This is a genomic window from Streptomyces sp. SLBN-31 (assembly GCF_006715395.1).
Classification (GTDB): Bacteria; Actinomycetota; Actinomycetes; order Streptomycetales; family Streptomycetaceae; genus Streptomyces.
In genome coordinates this window covers 4,205,416-4,224,226 of the sequence record NZ_VFNC01000001.1, presented here as the reverse complement: position 1 = coordinate 4,224,226, position 18,811 = coordinate 4,205,416, and the positions used below count along the sequence as shown (strand labels likewise).

At 68.5% G+C, this 18,811-nt stretch carries 19 protein-coding genes and 2 pseudogenes; 18 read left to right on the top strand and 3 right to left on the bottom strand.

Annotated elements, in window-relative coordinates; all coding sequences use genetic code 11:
• Nucleotides 1-310 precede the first annotated feature (310 nt).
• Both FBY22_RS19670 and FBY22_RS19665 read left to right on the top strand, forming a co-directional pair.
• Nucleotides 311-1,132, top strand: a complete 822-nt coding sequence (locus tag FBY22_RS19670; protein WP_260844946.1) for a helicase-related protein — start codon at nt 311-313, stop codon at nt 1,130-1,132.
• 84 nt (nt 1,133-1,216) lie between these two features.
• On the top strand, nt 1,217-1,468 hold the full coding sequence (locus FBY22_RS19665; RefSeq protein WP_142147222.1) for a hypothetical protein: 252 nt from the start codon (nt 1,217-1,219) through the stop codon (nt 1,466-1,468).
• 634 nt (nt 1,469-2,102) lie between these two features.
• Here the strand turns inward: FBY22_RS19665 and FBY22_RS43940 are convergent.
• Complete coding sequence (locus tag FBY22_RS43940) at nt 2,103-2,252, bottom strand: hypothetical protein (protein WP_160159913.1); 150 nt, start codon at nt 2,250-2,252, stop codon at nt 2,103-2,105.
• Nucleotides 2,253-2,311: 59 nt separating this feature from the next.
• Between FBY22_RS43940 and FBY22_RS19660 the strand changes: the two genes are divergently transcribed.
• From FBY22_RS19660 to FBY22_RS19630, 7 genes are all read left to right on the top strand, one after another.
• Nucleotides 2,312-2,584, top strand: a complete 273-nt coding sequence (locus FBY22_RS19660; RefSeq protein WP_142147221.1) for a hypothetical protein — start codon at nt 2,312-2,314, stop codon at nt 2,582-2,584.
• 231 nt (nt 2,585-2,815) lie between these two features.
• The gene (locus tag FBY22_RS19655; protein ID WP_142147219.1) at nt 2,816-3,403 is read left to right on the top strand and encodes a hypothetical protein; all 588 of its coding nucleotides are present in this window, start codon (nt 2,816-2,818) and stop codon (nt 3,401-3,403) included.
• Entirely contained in the window at nt 3,400-4,731 is a 1,332-nt protein-coding gene (locus tag FBY22_RS19650; RefSeq protein WP_142147217.1) for an RNaseH domain-containing protein, read from the top strand. The genes FBY22_RS19655 and FBY22_RS19650 overlap by 4 nt, the downstream gene beginning before the upstream one ends.
• A gap of 183 nt (nt 4,732-4,914) precedes the next feature.
• Nucleotides 4,915-5,181, top strand: a complete 267-nt coding sequence (locus tag FBY22_RS19645) for a hypothetical protein (protein ID WP_142147215.1) — start codon at nt 4,915-4,917, stop codon at nt 5,179-5,181.
• Nucleotides 5,182-5,556: 375 nt separating this feature from the next.
• The gene (locus FBY22_RS19640) at nt 5,557-6,141 is read left to right on the top strand and encodes a TetR/AcrR family transcriptional regulator (protein ID WP_142147213.1); all 585 of its coding nucleotides are present in this window, start codon (nt 5,557-5,559) and stop codon (nt 6,139-6,141) included.
• Nucleotides 6,142-6,175: 34 nt separating this feature from the next.
• Entirely contained in the window at nt 6,176-6,724 is a 549-nt protein-coding gene (locus tag FBY22_RS19635) for a YitT family protein (RefSeq protein ID WP_174267177.1), read from the top strand.
• A gap of 194 nt (nt 6,725-6,918) precedes the next feature.
• Nucleotides 6,919-7,125 (top strand): hypothetical protein, encoded by a 207-nt coding sequence (locus tag FBY22_RS19630; RefSeq protein WP_142147209.1) that lies wholly within the window; start codon nt 6,919-6,921, stop codon nt 7,123-7,125.
• A gap of 383 nt (nt 7,126-7,508) precedes the next feature.
• Here FBY22_RS19630 and FBY22_RS19625 read toward each other — a convergent pair whose 3' ends face one another.
• The gene (locus tag FBY22_RS19625) at nt 7,509-8,102 is read right to left on the bottom strand and encodes a TetR/AcrR family transcriptional regulator (protein WP_399211406.1); all 594 of its coding nucleotides are present in this window, start codon (nt 8,100-8,102) and stop codon (nt 7,509-7,511) included.
• Nucleotides 8,103-8,249: 147 nt separating this feature from the next.
• On the opposite strand from FBY22_RS19625, the gene FBY22_RS19620 reads away from it, so the two are divergent.
• Complete coding sequence (locus FBY22_RS19620) at nt 8,250-9,011, top strand: SDR family NAD(P)-dependent oxidoreductase (RefSeq protein ID WP_142147205.1); 762 nt, start codon at nt 8,250-8,252, stop codon at nt 9,009-9,011.
• 218 nt (nt 9,012-9,229) lie between these two features.
• Nucleotides 9,230-10,747 carry an MFS transporter gene (locus tag FBY22_RS19615; protein WP_142147203.1) on the top strand — a complete coding sequence of 506 codons (1,518 nt, stop codon included), beginning with the start codon at nt 9,230-9,232 and terminating at the stop codon, nt 10,745-10,747.
• Nucleotides 10,748-11,515: 768 nt separating this feature from the next.
• Here FBY22_RS19615 and FBY22_RS19605 read toward each other — a convergent pair.
• Complete coding sequence (locus FBY22_RS19605; protein ID WP_142147200.1) at nt 11,516-11,890, bottom strand: hypothetical protein; 375 nt, start codon at nt 11,888-11,890, stop codon at nt 11,516-11,518.
• Nucleotides 11,891-11,950: 60 nt separating this feature from the next.
• Between FBY22_RS19605 and FBY22_RS19600 the strand changes: the two are divergent.
• The 7 genes and pseudogenes from FBY22_RS19600 to FBY22_RS19585 all read left to right on the top strand — a co-directional run.
• Nucleotides 11,951-13,138 (top strand): annotated as a pseudogene (locus FBY22_RS19600) (IS1380 family transposase); the annotation flags it as partial.
• A gap of 423 nt (nt 13,139-13,561) precedes the next feature.
• Nucleotides 13,562-13,708, top strand: coding sequence for a hypothetical protein (locus FBY22_RS43935; protein WP_160159912.1), 147 nt, complete (start codon nt 13,562-13,564; stop codon nt 13,706-13,708).
• A gap of 49 nt (nt 13,709-13,757) precedes the next feature.
• Entirely contained in the window at nt 13,758-14,183 is a 426-nt protein-coding gene (locus FBY22_RS45155) for a KAP family NTPase (protein ID WP_260844944.1), read from the top strand.
• Nucleotides 14,087-14,626: pseudogene (locus tag FBY22_RS45150) on the top strand (P-loop NTPase fold protein); the annotation flags it as partial. The gene FBY22_RS45155 and the pseudogene FBY22_RS45150, both read left to right, overlap by 97 nt.
• Nucleotides 14,627-15,371: 745 nt before the next feature.
• Nucleotides 15,372-15,899 (top strand): hypothetical protein, encoded by a 528-nt coding sequence (locus FBY22_RS45145; protein ID WP_260844943.1) that lies wholly within the window; start codon nt 15,372-15,374, stop codon nt 15,897-15,899.
• Nucleotides 15,900-15,992: 93 nt separating this feature from the next.
• Nucleotides 15,993-16,667 carry an effector-associated constant component EACC1 gene (locus tag FBY22_RS45770; RefSeq protein ID WP_313905427.1) on the top strand — a complete coding sequence of 225 codons (675 nt, stop codon included), beginning with the start codon at nt 15,993-15,995 and terminating at the stop codon, nt 16,665-16,667.
• A 442-nt stretch (nt 16,668-17,109) separates the two neighbouring features.
• Complete coding sequence (locus FBY22_RS19585; protein WP_142147198.1) at nt 17,110-18,213, top strand: hypothetical protein; 1,104 nt, start codon at nt 17,110-17,112, stop codon at nt 18,211-18,213.
• Nucleotides 18,214-18,811: the final 598 nt, after the last annotated feature.

Genomic DNA, 18,811 nt, shown 5'->3' with positions numbered 1-18,811 from the left:
CGCAGCACACAACACAGGTAATGATTTCCCCTTATGAGCTATTTCCTGGTCGCGGTGACTGCTGCGCCTCTGCCACATGCAGTGACTGCCGGACCCGGCTTCGTGTGCACCGAGCCTGCGCCTTCTTGGCCAACCATCCACGACAGTGGGATGGCCTCTATTTCACCTCGGGGGCTGCCGCCACGCATCTGCCGCCAAGCGGGGCGCTCGCCTTCTTTCCCCGTGCGAACGGCAAGGCCGCGCTCTGAGCGGCAGGCAGACATGCACTATCGCGTGCCTCGACATCCGCGACCCCGACCTGTACGCCGCGTTGACCAGCGAACAGCCCGGCTCTGACGCGGTGCGTGGTGCTCGGTTGGCGGCGGTGCAGACGGGTCTGATGCACGCCGCGGTGAGGGAGCGTTTTAGGCGGGTGCTGTCCTTCCATAGTCGGGTCCAGGAGGCCGAAGCCATGGCGGCCTCGGTGCCGTTGACGGCCCGTCGGCTGGCTGAGGCGGAGCCGGACCGGTACCCGCCGGTGGAGCAGGTGTGGGCGGAGTGGCTGTACGGCGAGCACGCCCCCGGACACCGCCGGATGGTGCTCGATGAATTCGCCTCCGATTTCCTCGGCGGACCGGAATACGTTGGCCGGGATGTGCGCGCGGAATTGCGCGTATTGAGTTCCGTTCGAGTTCTCGGAGAGGGCGTCGATACCGCCGAATGCGATGCCGTCCTTTTCTCCGATGCGCGCGGATCGATGGTCGATATTGTGCAGATGGTCGGGCGGGCGCTGCGGTTGCATCCGGAGCGTGGGAAACTCGCGACGTTGATCGTTCCCGTGTTTCTCGGGCCGGACGAGGATCCGAACGAAATGCTCACCTCGGACGCGTACTCCATTCTCACGAAGATCTTGTCTGCTCTGCGATCTCATGATTCAGAGGTCGTCGAGGCCCTCGCGGACCCTCGTCTGCGCAACAGCCGCCCCGGCGCCGACATCGACGACGCTGACGCCCTGGAGGCCGGCGAGGAGGAGGGCCGGGACGACGAGGGTGAGGTCCAAGTGCCGGTGTCGGAGCGGGCCTTGGGGGTGCTGCGGTTCAGCGAGGTGACTTGGCCACGGATGCCAAGACCAGTATCACCGAAGCGGCGCTGAAGCATCTGCGTGCTGCGCGGCGGTGAGCGTGATCTGTCCGGCGCAGACCGCGCGGCATGAGTTGGTTGGGGCAATGCTGATTGCATGAGCGATCTCAAGTGGCAGGATGCCCGGTCAGTGCGCCTGAGTGGAGACCTGATCTCTATGACTGTCGAGGCTCGACCTACGGACCTCGTCAACGAAGTCACCGGGGCCAAGGTCGCCTTTGACGGATCCTTCCTCCATATCCATCCGTCAGGAGACGCCCCGGTGACTGTAGTTCCAGCGGCGATGCTGAAGCGTGTGGTGTACGAGCGATCGACACCCTGGGCCGGGGTGGCCACCAGTAGCGGCTGAACTCAGAGCTACGTGTTCGGGGCCTGGCCAGCGGCTGTTTCGGCGCCGACCGGCTCGGGGCCGTCCCGCTGGGTCAGTCTGTGATGCTGTGACACAGGAGAGTAGATCCGGGGCTCTAGACGGCACCGATGAGAAGCTGCACGCAGTTGCAACCGGCGGCCCCTCGCCGTGCCTCTGAGCGGGTGTGAGAAGACCTCTGTCCCAGCGTCGGACCGAGCGGCGCGGTCTGCAACTGTGGCCCGGATCATGGCAGCCGTGCTGTTGGCCGAGGATGCGGTGGGGGACGAGGCTGGCCCTCAGGACTGACCTGGTCCGGATGTTCAGGGCTCCCAGATATTCGGGCCTCCGCCGATCCACTTGATCTGGTCGGAGGCTGCGATTTCGTCTTCGTCTGCGAGCCCCTCCTCCAGGCCGGCCCGCTGGAGAAACACGGTCATGTCCCAAAGGCCGTAGGCGCGGCCAACCTCCGTTCCCCTGATGCAGACCAGTCGGCCGCCCTCACGGTCGGGGGGGGTGGACGGTCACCACGGGCGAGGTGGGCATGGTGAAAGCATTTCCGGCTCTGCGCCGAGTATGGGTGGATCGACATCTTCCCGGTGGCCATTGGGCCCTCGGGACCGGTGCCTTCCTTGGATCAGGTTGTTGATCTCTCTCGGACCGCGTCGGCGTATCGAACGGCCGCGGGGGTGCTCATGCCGAAGACGGTGGCCAGGCGCAAGGGGTCCCCGGCGGTGGCGACGGCCTCGTGGAGGATCCGGTCGGTCCGCAGCTGGATGGTGGTCAAGCCCATAGCCCCAGCCGCCTGGTCATCCAGGCGTGCGCCGCCAGCGCACCGTCCTGGGCATGTCCACCACCGGCTTCATGCCGGGCGCGGCGCGCACCCACCTGCTTGCCCGCCCCGACTGGGCCATGCCCGACACCCTCCCGGGCGGCCTGACCATCTTCAACAGCAGCCCCGCCGCCGACGGAAAGCTCTTGGCCGTCGGCAGCACCCCCCTAACCGCGAACGCGACCAGCGGGTCATCTCACTGGCCGCCGGTTACGCACCGGGCCTGGTGCGCGACCTGGACCGGCTTGCCGCAGAGGCGCGCACCCGGCATCGTGCGCGGGCCCTGATCACCGTCAACTCCTACCGGCAGGCCCGCCTGTTCGCCCAGACCCTGTACGACACCGCGCTCGCCCTCGGGCGGCGGCTACGGATCTACGTCGCCGTCGCGGACACCCCCGATCCCTCTCTGCCGCCGGTCTGCGACGCGATCGGCCAGCTCACCCGCGACCGTTTCGCACAGCTGGCGGACCTCGACGGCGAGGTTGCTCATCTCGCCGCTGCCGCGCACCGAGCGGGGCTTGAACGTGCTGACCGTGCTCGAGGGCGTCGCCGTGTCGGCCATCACCCTGATCGCCATGGGTGTGCGGCCGGTCATGCCGGCCGACGACCCGGCAGTGCTGGCGGCCAGCGTCGCCGCCCGGGCTTGGCGCGACACCATGCCCGGCGACGACCCCGCCGCCGTCCTGGCCCTGGCCCGCGCGGCGGCCGACGCGCACCTGCGCCTGAACCTCAACGCGCCCAAGCGCTTCTCCGCCCTGCCCCACAAGCTGAAGTACGAACTCGTCGCCACCCTCCTCGGGCAGAGCGTCCAGTTGGCAGGCCGCGGACGCCGCGGGCAGACCCACGTCGAGCTCCACTTCATCGACGGCGCCTTCCACGACCCCACCTGGGGATCCGACCTGCCCACCCTGATCCGCGGGCTGCTCGATCAGTCTCCGCAGGACGACCTCGCCCAGCTCGGCGCTTCTTACGGCCACACCATCGAGGAAATCGCCGAGTACGCCCACGCCCAGCACCTGCTCCCCGCGCTGCGCGGGGAGCAGGTGCTGGGCCTGCTCCCCGCGCTGCGCGCGGGCTTTGACGCCTACCTGGGAGAGTACGCATGAGTCGCCCGCTCGACAGCGTCGCCCGTAAGCAGGCCCGCCTGCTGCAGTTCCGCACCGCTCCCGCCGACCTAGGCGAGGTAATCGCCTACCGGCCCGACGCCCCCGCCATGGACCTGGCCATGGAGCTCTCTCGCGAGTACAAGCGCAACGTCAGCACCGGTCTGGACGTGCAGCCGCCCTACCGGGCGCTGGAGTGTGTCCTGCGCGCGGCGGCGGGCACCTGGGCGCGCTGGCAGTGGAACGACGGCTGCTACGAACTCCTGTGCGCGGCGCCGATCAGCGCCGAGGACCGGCGCGACGTGTTCCGCTACTGGGCCGAAGCCGTGGTCCCCGGCCCCGACGGCTGGCGCATCGGCGAACAGCTGGCCGACCTCCTCGCCCGGGCCGAGCCCCGCTCCGCCGTCCTGCCCCCGCCGCCGAGCGCCGGCAAGCGCTCGCGCGGCTGGTGGCCGGGCGAACTGGCCCGCTGGCGCCTGGCCGAGGAACTTGCCGCCCTCGAGTGGCCCCGCAACAACGGCGTCCCCGTCCGTTTCGCCTTGTGCACCGACGGCCGCCTGGCCGCGATCGGCCACGAACTGCCCGCCGAACCCGACCGCAAGGGCATCGTGCGCCACCTGCTGACCCGTATCACCATCGGCAGCGCTGCCAGCGGGCACTCCCGGCGTCACGCGCTGACCGTGAACGCCACCACCACCCTCCTCGCCACCTCCTGGAAGGGTGTCGCCACCGTCCTGCTGGCCAACCCCGACCAGCCGCTCGTCGTCGCCGCAGCCACCGACGGCCCGCCATGGAAACGCCGCCTGAACGTCCCTGCGGTCGCCGCCAGCCGCCACCTGGCCGCCCTGCCCCGCCTGAGCGCGAACGTGCCACCCTTCCCCGAGCACCTCGCCGACGACGCCCTGTCCGACACCACCAACAGCCTCTTCCAACTCGCCACCGACGACGGCGCCGTCACCTACCCCGACCTCCTGCTCGTCAACGTCCCCCGCACCTGGGCCGTCGGCCCCGCCGGCCGCTTCGGCAAGGACGAAACACGCTTCGACAGCGGCAGCCAGAGCAAGAACGGCTACGCCCACACCGCCATCCGGTTCACCGTCATCGCCCAAAGCCCCGACGCCGACTGCGACCTCATCGGAGCCGTCGCCGCCGTCCTGACCAACCAGGGCGTCACCTCCGACGTCCGCCAAAGCACCCCCACCCCCCTCCACCTCGCCCGCAGGATGGACTCCACCCACCCCTACTACCGCCGCACCGCGGAGAGCGCCGAGGACGCCCCCGATGCCGCCGAAGACGCGAACACCGCGCAGGAGGAGACGCCCAGCCTGTAACCAAGCGCGCTCACCCCGACGAAGAGGCGCTTGAGACGCCTTCCGTCCAGCATCGCTCTCACCCCGGCGCTCACCGCCACGCGCGTGCCCTTACGCTGCTGCTTGTCAGTCTGATGGCTTGATCACGATGGATTGGGGCAGACGAGGCCTGTGTGTCCTGCGCCGTGCGACCTGCTCACGCAAGTGCGGCATGCCCTGGCCCAGGCGGGTTTCCCCCTGGTCGGTGCTGCGGACCCGGGGCTGGCCGTGCGGGAAGCGCCGAACGCAGTGCTGGTGAAATGGACGGCCTCGGACACCTTCACCGCCCTGGCGCAGGGCCATCCCCGCGCCACAGGCGACAGCATGCAGGCCATCGTCCAGGCCGCCGTTGCCGGCTTGCTGCTGCAGCTGGGCCACACGGTCACCGAGACCCCAGACGGAGGCGGACTGCTGGTTCGGGCCGATGAGTGAACGAATCTGCTGACCGGCTTGGGCTGCGCCGGCCGAAGCGCGGCCCGAGCCGGTCGGGCAAGAGCAGTCGTCAACGGGAAGACACCCTCCGGCCCAGATGACGACGATGGACCAGCCGGGTGCCCGACGCCGAGAATCCCGCGAACCCCGCGGTCCTCGCTCGCACCGCAGGCGTGCGCGCACGAACCGATCAGAACGCTCTCCGCGTCCGCATCGTGTAGGGCCGGCCCTACGGCGTCGACGCCCAGCGACTCGGAAAGCGGTTCAGTGAACCGGGCCAGGTGCCGCGTCACCACCACCCCGACGATGAGGCGTAACCGCGGATATGCGGGGCCCGACGCAGCGCTTAATTAAACTAACTGGTAAGTTTAAATAATGCTTCGCAACACGACGTCCCGCGCCCGTCTCCTCACAGCGGCGGAGGAGGTCTTCTACGAATGCGGCATCGCGACCACGAGCGTCGATGCCGTCGTGCTTCGCGCCGGGGTGACGAAACCGACCCTCTACGCCCACTTCCCCTCCAAGTCGGCCCTGGCTGCCGAAGCGCTCCGGAGTCGGCACGAGCGCCGCAAAGCGGAACTCGGCACATGGCTGTCCGCGTACGAGCCCGGCGAACAGCGCCTGTTGGGCGTGTTCGCATGGCTCGCCGCCTGGTACGAGCAGGCGGGATTCAGGGGGTGCGCGTTCGTCAACGCTGCAGCCGAGACCACACCGGCCGACGCTCTGATCACCCGCGCCGTCCAGGAGGAGAAGGTGTGGCTGGCCGAGGTGCTGCGCGAAATGTGCGATCAGGCGGGCATTGTTGCCGCGGAACAGGTGGCCTCTCAGCTGCTCCTGCTTATCGACGGCGTGGCTGCGCGCGTGATCGTCCACGGACACCAGGTCGCGTCCGCTGCCGTCGCCGACGCGGCACGGGCGGCGCAAACCCTTGTGGCCGCGGCGGCCAACCGTCATGCGTAGCCTCCACGACAAGCCTGTCGAGCGCGTGGCCCGGATGCTGCTCGGTCTCGCCATGTTCGGAATCTGTCTGGCGATGCTGGTGAAGGCCGATCTCGGAGCCGACCCCTGGACGGTGCTGACCCAAGGGGTCGCGCGCGTCACCGGACTCTCGCTCGGACAGGTCGTCATCGGGATCTCACTCGTGCTGCTGGTCCTGTGGTTGCCACTGCGTCAGCGGCCGGGCCCGGGGACCATCGCCAACGCGCTGCTCGTGGGGCCATTCCTCGACCTGGGAATCGCGTGGATCCCTGATCCCCACCGGATGACCATCCGTATCGCCCTCCTCCTGATCGCGATACCGGGTGTTGCTGTCGCCACGGGCCTGTACATGGGCGCCGGCCTCGGAGCCGGGCCGAGGGACGGCGTGATGACCGGGCTTGCCGCACTCGGGGCACCCGTGGGCGTCGCGCGGGCCGGCATCGAACTGTCGGTACTGGTCGCCGGCTGGCTGCTCGGCGGAAGTGTGGGAGCAGCGACGGTGGCCTTCGCTACCGCCATCGGACCCCTCGTCGGATACTTCCTGCCGCGGCTGCAGATTCGCTGACCACAGGCGCCTTCATCGAGGCGAACACGAACGAGCGGGCTGCGCAGCCCGTCGCTCCGTGGCCATGTGTCTCCTTGCCGAGATCAGCGCCCGCATCCCGGCGGGCGCCTTCCCCTCCTGGGTGATCCGGCCCCGCTGTGGTCGGCAGCCGTGGGGCCGGGAGCGCGGCCCGATGATGCTGTTGCCGGGCCATCGTGGGGCGCGGTGGCACGGTCGTCTTCTTCGCCGCCAAGTCCGGGTTCATGGTGGTCGGGGAGATGGTCGTCTTTCCCGTCCTCTTGGACGTGGATTCGGAATCGCTGATCACCTGGGCCGCGATCACGCTGATGACCAGGCACATCACCCGTCGGTCCTCCCGCAGGAGCCGACAGCCCGCCTCCCGCGAGGCCACCCGGGACTGATCGTTCTCAAGTTCACGGTCGGCAACCCCACCCGGACCGGTCCGGACTCCCGCCGGGAAGCCCGCTCTGCCATGAACTCCCGTGATCTTGAGGGTGTTTCCACCGGTCGCTGCCCCAGATCGGGCTGCTGCCGGTGAGAACTCTGACCGCCAGCCGCAAACGACCGGCGGTCAGGGTTCGTGACCGCCGTCTTCTTCAGCCGGCTGAGCACGATCTTGGTCTTGTCGAGGTGTCGTAGACCGTCGACCGGGGGCACCCCGAACACGCCGCCGCCGAGGCCGTTGGGCGAGCGCGGCCTCGTCCTCGGTGAGCTTCGGCCAGCGCGCACCGGCCCGGCCGCGGGCTCGCACGGAGGCGAGCCCGTCGGCACTTCCGGGGTGGCATCAGTCCGCCGTGCCGTACGTGAGTCCGTCGAGGGTGAGGTCGAGGAGGCGTTCGGCCTGCTCGCGCTCCTCGGGCTTTCCCGAGGCGAGGGCGACGCCGGTCAGAGCGGCAAACATGACGGCTGCGCTGACGTCCGACCGGATGGCCCCAGCGGCCCTCGCGGCGTCCATGAGCGAGGTGAGGGCGGTCATGATCAGCTCGCGGCTGTGGACGTAGGGGTTGACGCCGGAGTCGACGACGGCGCGGAGGGCCTCGGCCATCCCCAGTTTCGCGGTGGCGTAGTCGATGAAGCGCCCCATCCAGGCGCGAAGCGCCTCGCGTGGAGGCATGGCCGCCAGGAGTTCGGGGGCGGCGTCGCACAGTCGGCTCAGTTCATTGCGGTAGGCGGCCTCGATCAGCGCCTCCCGGGTCGGGAAGTTCCGGTAGAGAGTGCCCGAGCCCACGCCCGCTTCCTTGGCGATGCGCTCAAGGTGCGCCTCCAGCCCTTCTTCGGCAAAGACGCGCACGGCCGCGGAGAGGATCTTCTCCCGGTTGCGCCGCGCGTCGGCCCGAAGCGGTCGCCCGGTGTCTGTAGTCACGGGGCCCCTCCTCATCAGAAGTAAGTGGAGACGCCTCCACTCTTGCTAAGTGGAGACACCCCCGCTTATGGTCGAAGAACCGGCGGCGCCTCCACTTACGAGTGTAGAGCACGTACCGCCGTCGTCCGCAGGGTGCGGGCGAATCACTCAGAGGAGAAAACAATGAGCCTCCCGCTCGAAGGCAAGGTCGGCGTGGTCACCGGCGGCGCGTCCGGCGTCGGCCTGGGGATCGCCCAGGAATTCTTGGACCAGGGCGCCCGCGTGGTCATCACCGACCTGCAGCAGAAGCAGCTGGACGAGACGGTCGCCGTAATCGGGCCGAACTGTTCGGGCATCGTCGCCGACGTCACCAAGCTCGCCGACATGGAGGCGATGTACCAGGAGGTCATCGCGCGCCACGGACGCCTCGACGCGGTCGTGGCCAACGCCGGCATCGGCGCCCACGCCCCGCTCGGCGCGATCACCGAGGAGCAGTTCGAGCGGACCTTCAACGTCAACGCCAAGGGCGTCCTGTTCACCGTCCAGCCGGCGATCCCGCTGCTGCCGCCCGGCGGCACGGTCGTCATCATCGGCTCGACCGCCTCCATCCAGCCCCCGGCCGCCATGGGCCTGTACGGCGGTTCCAAGGCCGCGGTGCGCGCCTTCATCCGGTCCTGGATCCAGGACATCAAGGGCTCCGGCATCCGCATGAACGTCCTCAGCCCCGGCGCCGTGGACACGGAGTCCCTGCGGCGGGCCGCCGCCATGGCGCAGGGCGCCGACGCCGTTGCCGCCATGGTCCAGAAGATGGGCGAGGGTAACCCGACCGGGCGGATCGCCGACCCCCGCGAGATGGGCAAGGCCGCGGCGTTCCTCTCCAGCGACGCCTCCAGCTTCATCACCGGTGTCGAGCTCTTCGCCGACGGTGGCATGGCGCAGGTCTGAGCAGCCAGGCCGTGACGCGCGCGCCCGGCGACCAGGCCCGCTGGGCGCGCATCATCCCCGCCGACATCCCTTTCCCGGGCCCGGCTTCGACCGGGCCGTTCCCGTCAGCACGCAAACACCCGCGAGCACCGCCCTCCCTTCGGGGGCCAGGCCCGACCGCCGCCCCGCACACCGCTCACACTCTGTCGGCCCCTGAAGGCCAGAACAGGATCCCCGTCATGTCCACAACTCCTCGCATCCCTGGCGCCACCCCGTTGACTTCGTCCGCCGAATCTCCTGCGACGCCACAGTCCAACAGCCACCGCGCGGCGTTCGGCATCATGATCGTGCTTGTCGGGCAGCTGATGCTCACCCTCGACGGCACCATCGTCAACGTGGCCCTGCCCAGCATCGGCACCGGCCTCGACCTCGGCCCATCCTCGTTGTCCTGGGTGGTCAACGCCTACACTCTCGCCTTCGGCGGCCTGATGCTGATGGGCGGCCGGCTCGGAGACACCTACGGCCAGCTGCGTGTCTTCCTCATCGGCCTGGCTGTCTTTACCGCGTCCTCACTGCTGGGCGGCTTCGCCCAGAGCGCCGGCCTGCTGATCGCCGCCCGCGCGGCGCAGGGCATCGGCGCGGCACTGGCCGCACCCAGCGTCCTCACCCTGCTCACCACCAGCGCCCGCGACGACGCGGCACGCAACCGGGCCCTGGCCCTGTTCGCCGCCGTCGGTATCGGCGGCAGCACCCTCGGCCTCCTCCTGGGCGGTGTGGTCACCGAAGTCGGCTCCTGGCGCTGGACCTTGTTCATCAATGTTCCCATCGGCATCGCCGTGCTCGCCCTCGCCCCGCGGTTCGTTGCCGAAACCCCGCGCAACCCCGGCCGCTTCGACCTCATCGGCGCACTTAGCGCCACCGGCGCGGCCGTGGCAATCGTCTGGGCACTGATCGGCGCACCCGAGCACGGCTGGTCCTCTCCGCAGACCATCGGCTCTCTCACAGTCGGCGTCGTGCTCCTGGCCGCCCTGGCCATGACCGAACGCCGGGTCGCCCACCCGATGCTGGTGCCCGCCCTGCTGCGCGACCGACGCCGCCTGGGCGCTCTCGCCGTGACGACCCTGGTCTTCGGCTCCCAGATCGCAACGTTCTTCCTGGTCGTGCAGTACGTCCAGCGGGTGCTGCACTTCGGCCCCATCGCTGCCGGAGCCGCGTTCCTGCCGATGACGCTGGGCATCTTCGCCATGGCACGCACCGCTCCAAAGCTGGTGGCCCGCTTCGGACAGAGGCCGCTGCTGATCACCGGCACCCTCGGCCTGACCGCCAGCTACGTCTGGCTCAGCAACATCGACACGACCAGCAGCTACGCCACCGCAGTCCTCGGCCCCCTGCTGATCAACGGCGTCTCGGCCGGACTGACCTTCATGCCGACCGCCTCCCTGGTGATGGGCGGGGTCGAGCCGCAGCACGCCGGATCGGCCTCCGGCCTGCTCCAGACAGTCCAGCAGCTGGGCGGAACCATCGGCCTCGCCGTCGTCGTCTCGGTCTACGCCGCCGGGGCCGTCCCCGGCCAGTTCGTCCCCGGCGCCCGCGCCGCCTTCCTGACCACCGCCGCATTCACGCTCCTGGCCTCCACCCTGGCAGCCCTCATCCTGCACTCCCGCCGACCGGCCCACGCCAACGGATCGGTGCTGGCGACTCCTACACCGCCGCCGTACTCGGCCCAATGCTCGTCAACGGAGTCTTTGCGGGGCTGACGTTCATGCCCACCGCCTCACTTGTCGTGGGTGACGTCGTGCCCGAGCACGCGGGATCGGCTTCCGGACTGCTGCAAACCACCCATCAACTCGGCGGAGCGATCGGACTTGCCGCGATCGTGTCGGTGTCTGCCGCCGGAGCTGTGCCCGGCGCGTTCGTACCGGGCGTCCGCGCGGCGTTCCTCACTGCGAGCGCGCTTACCGTCGTGGCATGCGTTACGACGGCTCTGATCCTTAGGACGGGCCGACGGGACGCGCCGGCCGACGGGTGAGGGAAGAGGCTCCGCGGCGGCCTGAACTCTCGACGGCCGCCGCGGGACTCGGTGTTCACGACACCAGCGTCATAGCCGCGTCACACGCCGGACACGGCCAAGGCAGTGCTGGCTCGCTGGGTGTCATCGGTGATGAGATCCAGATTGACAGCACCCTCGGACCAAGTGCTTGTAGCAGCACCGGGCGGCGGCGAGGCCGAGAAAGGCCAAGGAGTTGGATTGGCGTTCGTAGCGGTGGCTGAGTCGGCGGTAGCCGGACAGCCAGGCCGCCTGCCTCCTCTTCCGATACATCACCGGATCCCATCGCAGGTAGGTGCGAAGGTTGTTCAGGTTTTTCACGGCGATTTCGGACGCGAACTGACAGGCGTGGTCGGTTGGCACGGGTACTTCAGCGCTCCGTCGAGGTGTTGTCGGCTGGTCCAGGAAGGGCCCGGCGAGTGGCGGCCTTCGACATGACGGGGCCGGCCGGTCACCCGGCTCGGCCCCGCGTGTCGGGCTACGCGCCAGCTGGCACTGCTGCCGGCTTGCCCAGCTTCCGCAGGTCAAGCGCGAGGAGTGCGCCGATGCCGATGACAGGCAGGCAGCTCATCTGGATAGTGGCCGCCATGCCCCAGCCGTAGGCGCCCTGCAGTGCGGCGAAGGCATAGCCGGATGCTGCGGCCGGGAGGTAGGTCGCGGCGAGGAAGACCCCGCTCGCGCGGCCCACCGCCCCTGGCGGGACGCTACGCTGGACAAGGGCGTACAGGTTGACCAGGAGCACGCCGCTTGCCAGGGTGCCGTAGCCGATGGAGAGCAACGCCTGCCCGGCGGGCGCTGTGTCCAGGTTGAACAGCATCCATCCCAGAACCATGTTCGCGCCCATCGCGGCCATCAGGACCCACCGGGGGTTGAACCGGTCCCCTGGTCAGCGGGCGAGCTCACGGCTGATGACGAGGCGGCGCTGGCGGTCGCCCTCGGCGGCGACTGCCTGGCCGACGTCGGCATGCTGCGGGCCGAGCCTGCCGTGTTCGGGCCGGTGGCCTCGGACCCGACAGTCTCCCGGCTGATCGACACGCTCGCAGCGGGCGGCCAGCGCGCCTTGAACGCGATCCGCAGCGCCCGGTCCCAAGTGCGCCAGCACGTATGGAAGCTGGCCGGGCAGACGGCGCCGGATGCAACCGGCTCGGTGACCGTGGACCTGGACGGCGTCCTGGTCATCGCGCACTCCGACAAGGAAGACACGGCTGCGACCTGGAAGAAGACCTTCGGCCACCACCCGCTGATGGCCTTCGTCGACCACGGGACAGGCGGGTCCGGCGAGCCGGTGGCCGCTCTACTCAGGCCCGGGAACGCGGGCAGCAACACCGCCGCCGATCACATCACCACCACCCAACTGGCCTTGGCCCAGCTGCCCAAGTCCTATCGGCGCGGGCGCCGGACGCTGATCCGCACTGACTCCGCGGGCGGCACCCATGAGTTCGTGGCCTGGCTCGCGAAACGCGGAAGGTGGCTGTCGTATTCGGTCGGTATGACCATCACCGACGCAATCCACCAGGCCGTACTCAAGGTGCCGCCCGCGGCATGGACGCCGGCCGTCGAGCCCGACGGAGAGATCCGGGACGGGGCCTGGGTCGCCGAAATCACCGGCGGCATGCTCGAGGGCTGGCAGAAAGGCATGCGGCTGATCGTTCGCAAGGAACGACCGCACCCCGGTGCCCAGTTGAGGATCACGGACGCCGACGGCATGCGGATCACGTGCTTCGCCACCAACACCACCGGCCGGCCCATCGCCGAACTCGAACTCCGCCACCGCCTGCGGGCACGCGCCGAGGACCGCATCCGGGCTGCCCGCGCGACCGGCCTGCGCAACCTCCCCCTGCACGACACCGCGCAAAACATGGTCTGGCTGGAGATCGTCCAGATCGCACTCGACCTGCCGGCCTGGATGCCGATGCTTGCGCTGAACGGCAAGGCCCGGCTCTGGGAGCCCCGCCGCCTGCGGCTCCGCCTGTTCAGCCCGGCCGGCCAGCTCGTCACCACCGGCCGCCGCCAGATCCTCCGTCTCGCCCGCCACTGGCCCTGGACCCAAGTCGTCACCAGCGCCCTCGAACGGCTCCACCAACTGCCCAACCCAGTCTGACCAGTAACTTTCCCGTCCCTGCGAGCAGCCCCATCGTCACCGGAGCAGTGGAACCCGGCGCCCACCCGACACGTCAGCCGGGCTACTGGCCTGCCCGCCAGCAGCCACGGAACGCAAAACAGTCTGCCGACTCCGTCGGCAGACCGTCATGAAAGATCGAGATTAGGTTCTAGAAACTATCCCCAACACCACACCCCCCTTATCAACAGACCCCCAACAAACGCAGATCAGAAGCCTCGTCACCACCGCCGGAGGGACCCCAGAGGCGCTCTTTCCCCTTCTCAAAAAATCACCAACACCACAGCTCACACCCCACCCACCACACCAACTACGAACCTCTCAATCACACCCGCCAATCGTGCCCAAGCCCTCACCGCAATCGACCCCTGGTGGAACCCGCCATGGAACCTGCGCTGGCAGCGCGTGTACCACCGCATCCGCAGCGCCCACAGCCTCACCGAACTCAACCCCGCCGACACCGACTGGCTACGCCACCAGCACGCCACCTACAACGAACTCCACCCCGACCAGCAACAGCTCCTCACCGACATCGGGCTCATCGCAGACTGAACACACCAACACCCGCACCCGGCCCCCTCCCCGTCCCGACAATGAACAAATGGCCGACGCGCACTTCTTCAACGACGAGCCCTTCCTCGACCACGACGAAGGGCCTGACCTACTCGGACACGGGCAGTACGCCCAGCATGTGCTCAGCCTGCTGGACCGGGTACGAGCCCAGACCGAAACCGGAGTCCTCGCGCTGATCGGCCCCTGGGGCTCGGGCAAATCCAGCGTCCTGGGCAAGGTGGCACGCCGTCTACGGGAGACCGCCAACGGTGACGGCTGGTGGGTCGCGGAACTCAACCCATGGCTGTACTCCGACCTGGAGTCGCTCACGCTCGCGCTGTTCAGCGAGATCCGCGAAGCCCTCCCGAAGGACGGACGGTGGTCCGAGGCCGAGAGAAGATCGGCGGATTCGGCAAGGCCATCAGCCCACTGGGAAAGGTCACCGCTCTCTTCGGCCTGGACTCCGAGGGGCTGATCCAAGAGGTCAGCAACCGCATCAGCGGCGACACGAGCGCATCCGCAGCCAAACACAAAGCCGAAGAAGCCCTGCGCAAAGCGGGCCACCCCGTGCTCGTCGTCATGGACGACCTGGACCGCCTCACCCCCGAAGAACTCCTCGTCGTCTTCAAGCTAGTGCGCCTGGTCGGGCATCTGCCCAACGTGTACTACCTGATCAGCTTCGACGAACGGACCCTGCTGGACGTCCTGCAACGCAGTGAGTTGGTCGGCAACAGCGAACCCCGCGCACGCGACTTCCTGGAAAAGATCATCCAGGTCCGCCTAGACCTTCCCGCCTTCCGCGAGCGCGACGCCGACACCCTGGTCGACCGCTCCCTCGCCGCAGTCCTCACCGCGCACAGCCTGACCCTGACTCCCGATGAGCAGCAAAGGCTCTCCGAGGCCTACTACCGGCACCTGCAGGCCCGGCTGCGCACCCCGCGCGCCATCAAACGGTTCTTCGGCCAGGTGGACGCCACCCTCGGCCAACTCACCGGCAACGTCGACATCGTCGACTTCCTTCTCGTCACCTTCCTACGCACCAGCGAGCCCCGCGCCTACAAGTTGCTATGGCAGCACCGAGCCGAACTCACCGGCACCAGCACGGACCTGTTTTCGCACCGCGACGAACGGCCCGAACAGGGCATCGACCGCTGGCGCACCAGGCTGCAGAGCGCCGGCATCGCCGAACAACACCTGGACGGCGTGATCGGCCTCATGGGCATGCTCTTCGCACCAGTCCGGCAGGCTCTCGGCCACGGCAGCAACTTCCAGGCCATCGCGCACCGGCGCGGCATCGGCAGCATCGACTACTTCGACCGCTACATGGTCTTCGGCGTCCCCGACGACGACCTCCCTGAGCACGCCTTCGACCTCGCCCTGGAGCAACTCGCCAACGGTACCTGGGGTGTCGAGGCAGACGAATTCCTCCTGCGTCTGCGCGACGACACCCAGCGCATCACCCGCCGCATCGGTTACAAACGCGCAAGCGGCGCTCCCCTGCCTGCGGCCGCACTCCTCAAAGCCGCAGCCCCGTACTACGGCCGCCTCACAGCCGCTCCTGAAGGGCCCCTGCGCCTGTTCACTGCGGACCGAGCCATGGACATCCTCGCGAAAGACCTCCTGACCGACCTTGCAGACCGACCGGCCCTCAATCCTCAAAGCCATGGCCGAAACGCCAGACGGAGCCATCCTGGCTGCTCGCACCCTCCAACGCGTCACCAGCCACAACGACTCCGACACCCCGGACCACACACAGGCAGCAGCGGCCGTTCCCCACTGGATTGGTGAGGCCCGCTCACTGATCAGCCACGAGATCGCACGCCACCTCGCCCCGACCGCAAGCCGACCCGTACACGCACTCACCGAGCAAGAGATCACCCTCATCTGGGCGTGGCGCCACACCAAGTCCGAAGTCTGCCGGACTTGGATCAACCAACGCTTCGACCAGGGATGGAACCCGCTGGGCCTCCTCGCCACGCTCCTACCGCCCGACCGGGCCCCGCTCCCGGTCATCGACGACGCCACCCTGCAAAGCCTCGACGCACTCATCGGCCTTGACGCGCTGTACAGCCGCCTCGGCTCACTCCTCGACGCCCCTGCAGCAGACCCCGACAGCCCGCAGGACGAACACCGCGCACGCATCTTCCAAGCACTGCGCGAACACCGCAGCACCACCCCGAGCAACGACTGACAGCGCCGACTGCGCGAGACCCTCGCCCCGCCCTGCCGGACATTTCACCGACACCCGACTACGCGGCCCGACGCATACCAACGATCAGAAGAAGTGACCCACACACACAAGAAGACGGCCACAACTGATCAACCAACCAGACACCTGACAACCGCAGCTCAGGCCCACACCACACCCAACAACCCAGCCACCACCGGCCGGCCCCGCACCCACACCCCACCAACCCAGCCAAACCCCAGAACTGATCAGCCCACGAGAAGGGTGCAGAGGCGCGAGGCCATTGTGAGTGCGTCCGATGCTGCGGTGAGCGTCCAGGCCGCCAGTACAAACGCCTCCGATATTGAGGTGACCGTCCAGGCGGGCACGACGAGGTTCGACCCTGAGGACCAGCGCTGGGTGGATCAAGTGGCGGGCCTGGAAGCCGAGCTGCGACGGGAGGCGGGAGCGGCTGTCCTGCGTAGGGCCCTTCCGTCACCCGGAACGGTTCCTGCAGAAGCCGTTACGCTCATTTTGGGCTCGCCTGGGGCGCTGACCGCTGCAGTCGCCTGCTTCCGGGCCTGGCTGGCTCGGGACGAGACGCGAACTCTGACGGTGACGTGGACAGATGGCCAGGGAGCCGAGCAGAGGCTGACGATATCGGGTGACCGCGTTGATCAAGCGTCGTTTCAGCCTCTGACGGAAGGTGGCGGCAAGCGCTTTACCGGCCGTACGGGCCTCTCCGCTCCTAGGCGCGGATCGGGCGGCAGCTTGCCCGGCACAGGCCTCTGAGATGCTCATGAGGCACGGTCCCTGCCGATCGCCCCCAAGGGCGATTGGATAACCAAAGGCAGACACGGAGCTATCCCGGCGTTGCTGGCGGACCGCCTTTCGCCCTCAGCTGCATGTTCGTGCAGCGGGGGCTGGGCGGCGGTCGGCGACGGCATGCACGACCGTGCTGTGCGTGTGCTCCTCAGGCGGCCTGGGCGGCGACGTCGTAGCTCTCCTGCCGGGCCGGCTGCAGACCTGACAGGCCCGTGACTGCTATCTGGCAGCCTGTCACAAGGGGATGAAATCGGTTCTGCTGCGGCTGTTTGCCGTACCGGGCGCGTCAGCAGGGGGTGTCCCCTCGTTGGGGCAGATCCGTGCGGCGTGCGCGAAACGGCTGAAAAGTGCAGCGTTAGTTCACGGATGGACGGAAAAGGATGTCCCGGTCATCTCGAAGGGAGGGCGCGTGGCACGACGGGACATCGAGAAGATCGTCGGTGAGCTCGGCGAGATCCGCCGGATGCTCGCCGACCCCCATACCGGGATCACGGCGCTGCAGCAGGTTCAGGAGAGCCGGCACAGCAAGGTCCTGGAGCACGTCACCTACAGCACGACCGGGGTGCGGGAGGAGAACCGCGAACTGCGCCGCCGGCAGGAACGGATGCTCAGTGACCTCGGCCAGGTCCGCACGGCGGTCGACGACCTGCGCCGCGAGATCGCCCAGGCCTGGGCCCACACCCTGGGCCTGCCCCACATCCCCAGTACTGCGGGGCCGGACGAGGACGTTCTTCCCGTCCGGCAGGCGCCGGCAGCCCTGGAAGCCGGGGACGGCCTCGACGACGAGCGGAAGGACGACACACCCGTGCCCGATGAACACGCACCGGATGCCGCCGACACCCCGCCCACCGACACCGACGAGCGCATCTTCCGCGATCCGCACGAACCCACCAACCAGGCCGAGCGAGTGGACGGGCATGCTGCGCAGCGCGCACCGAGCAGCCTCGACGGCATGTCGCACGCGCCCGCCGCTACCGCCGAAGCGACAGGCGAAGCAGGGGACTTGGCACCCGTGCCTGCTGACCGAGAAAATGATCCGGAGCCTGCCGCGCTTGGCCCCGACCCGGCCGCGGTGTCGCCCTCAACTGCCGGATCTGGCGGTACTCCGAGCAGCGACACCCCGGGCACCGATAAGCAACAAGCGGAATACCGGCGCGGGCTGCTGGCGGCCGCCGCCGTCTCCTCCGCCCGGCTGATATGCCACAAGGACACCTGGGCGTTCCTGGTGGAAAAGTCCCTCCCCCACGCCCACTTCCGGCTACCAGACAAGATCAGCGACACCGACGACGGCCAGATCGACACCCACCTCTCCGGCCGCTCCCTGCTCGCCGTGCTGGTCACCACCCAGCACATCCTCGACCAGCCCCCCGACGACGACCTCGCCGCCTGGGCCCTCGCCCACGCCATCCACACCCGCACCCATCAAGCCGTCACCACCGCCAGCACCCAGCACTCCCCCAACGGCGACGTGACCACCATCGTCCTCGACGACCGACCCCCAGCCACTGGCTGACTGGCGCGCCTCTTTCTCGCTGGGCGCCTCACCGGTAGTCGCTCCTACAGTGAAGCGCCCAAGCAGCTGAAGACCCAGCGCAGCACCTCCTGATCGACGCGAGTGCGGCCGGTGCGGGCAAGTGCGGTGCGGGTACCGCGCACGCTCACCACGTCGAAGCCTGACGCTGCCAAGGCGTCCATCAAGCAGCACGGTCCCACGATCTACAAACCCTTGTGGAACCCCGTGTATCGGATCGGCGATGTCTCTTCGGTGGTCAAGATCGCCGAGGTAACCGCGGAGGACATCGACGACAGGGTTGCCCGGCAGTGCCCACCTGTTCCCACAGCGCATACCGAAGACCACGAACATCACGAACAGTCAGAAAGCAGGTCGGTAAATTCCAGCTGTCCGCCCCGCCCCTGAAGCCAGGCCAGCACTGACAGGAACGGCCGGGTGGCCGCCCACTCCGCGTCCGTCATGTCCGACGGATACCGGCGCACCCGGTCCGGATGATCGGCCGCATTCCCGTACACGTGCGCGAGGCAATCACACGATCAGGTGCCCGAGTTGAGAACAGCCGGCGTGAGCGCGTACAACTGCGACAACAGGGCCTCCT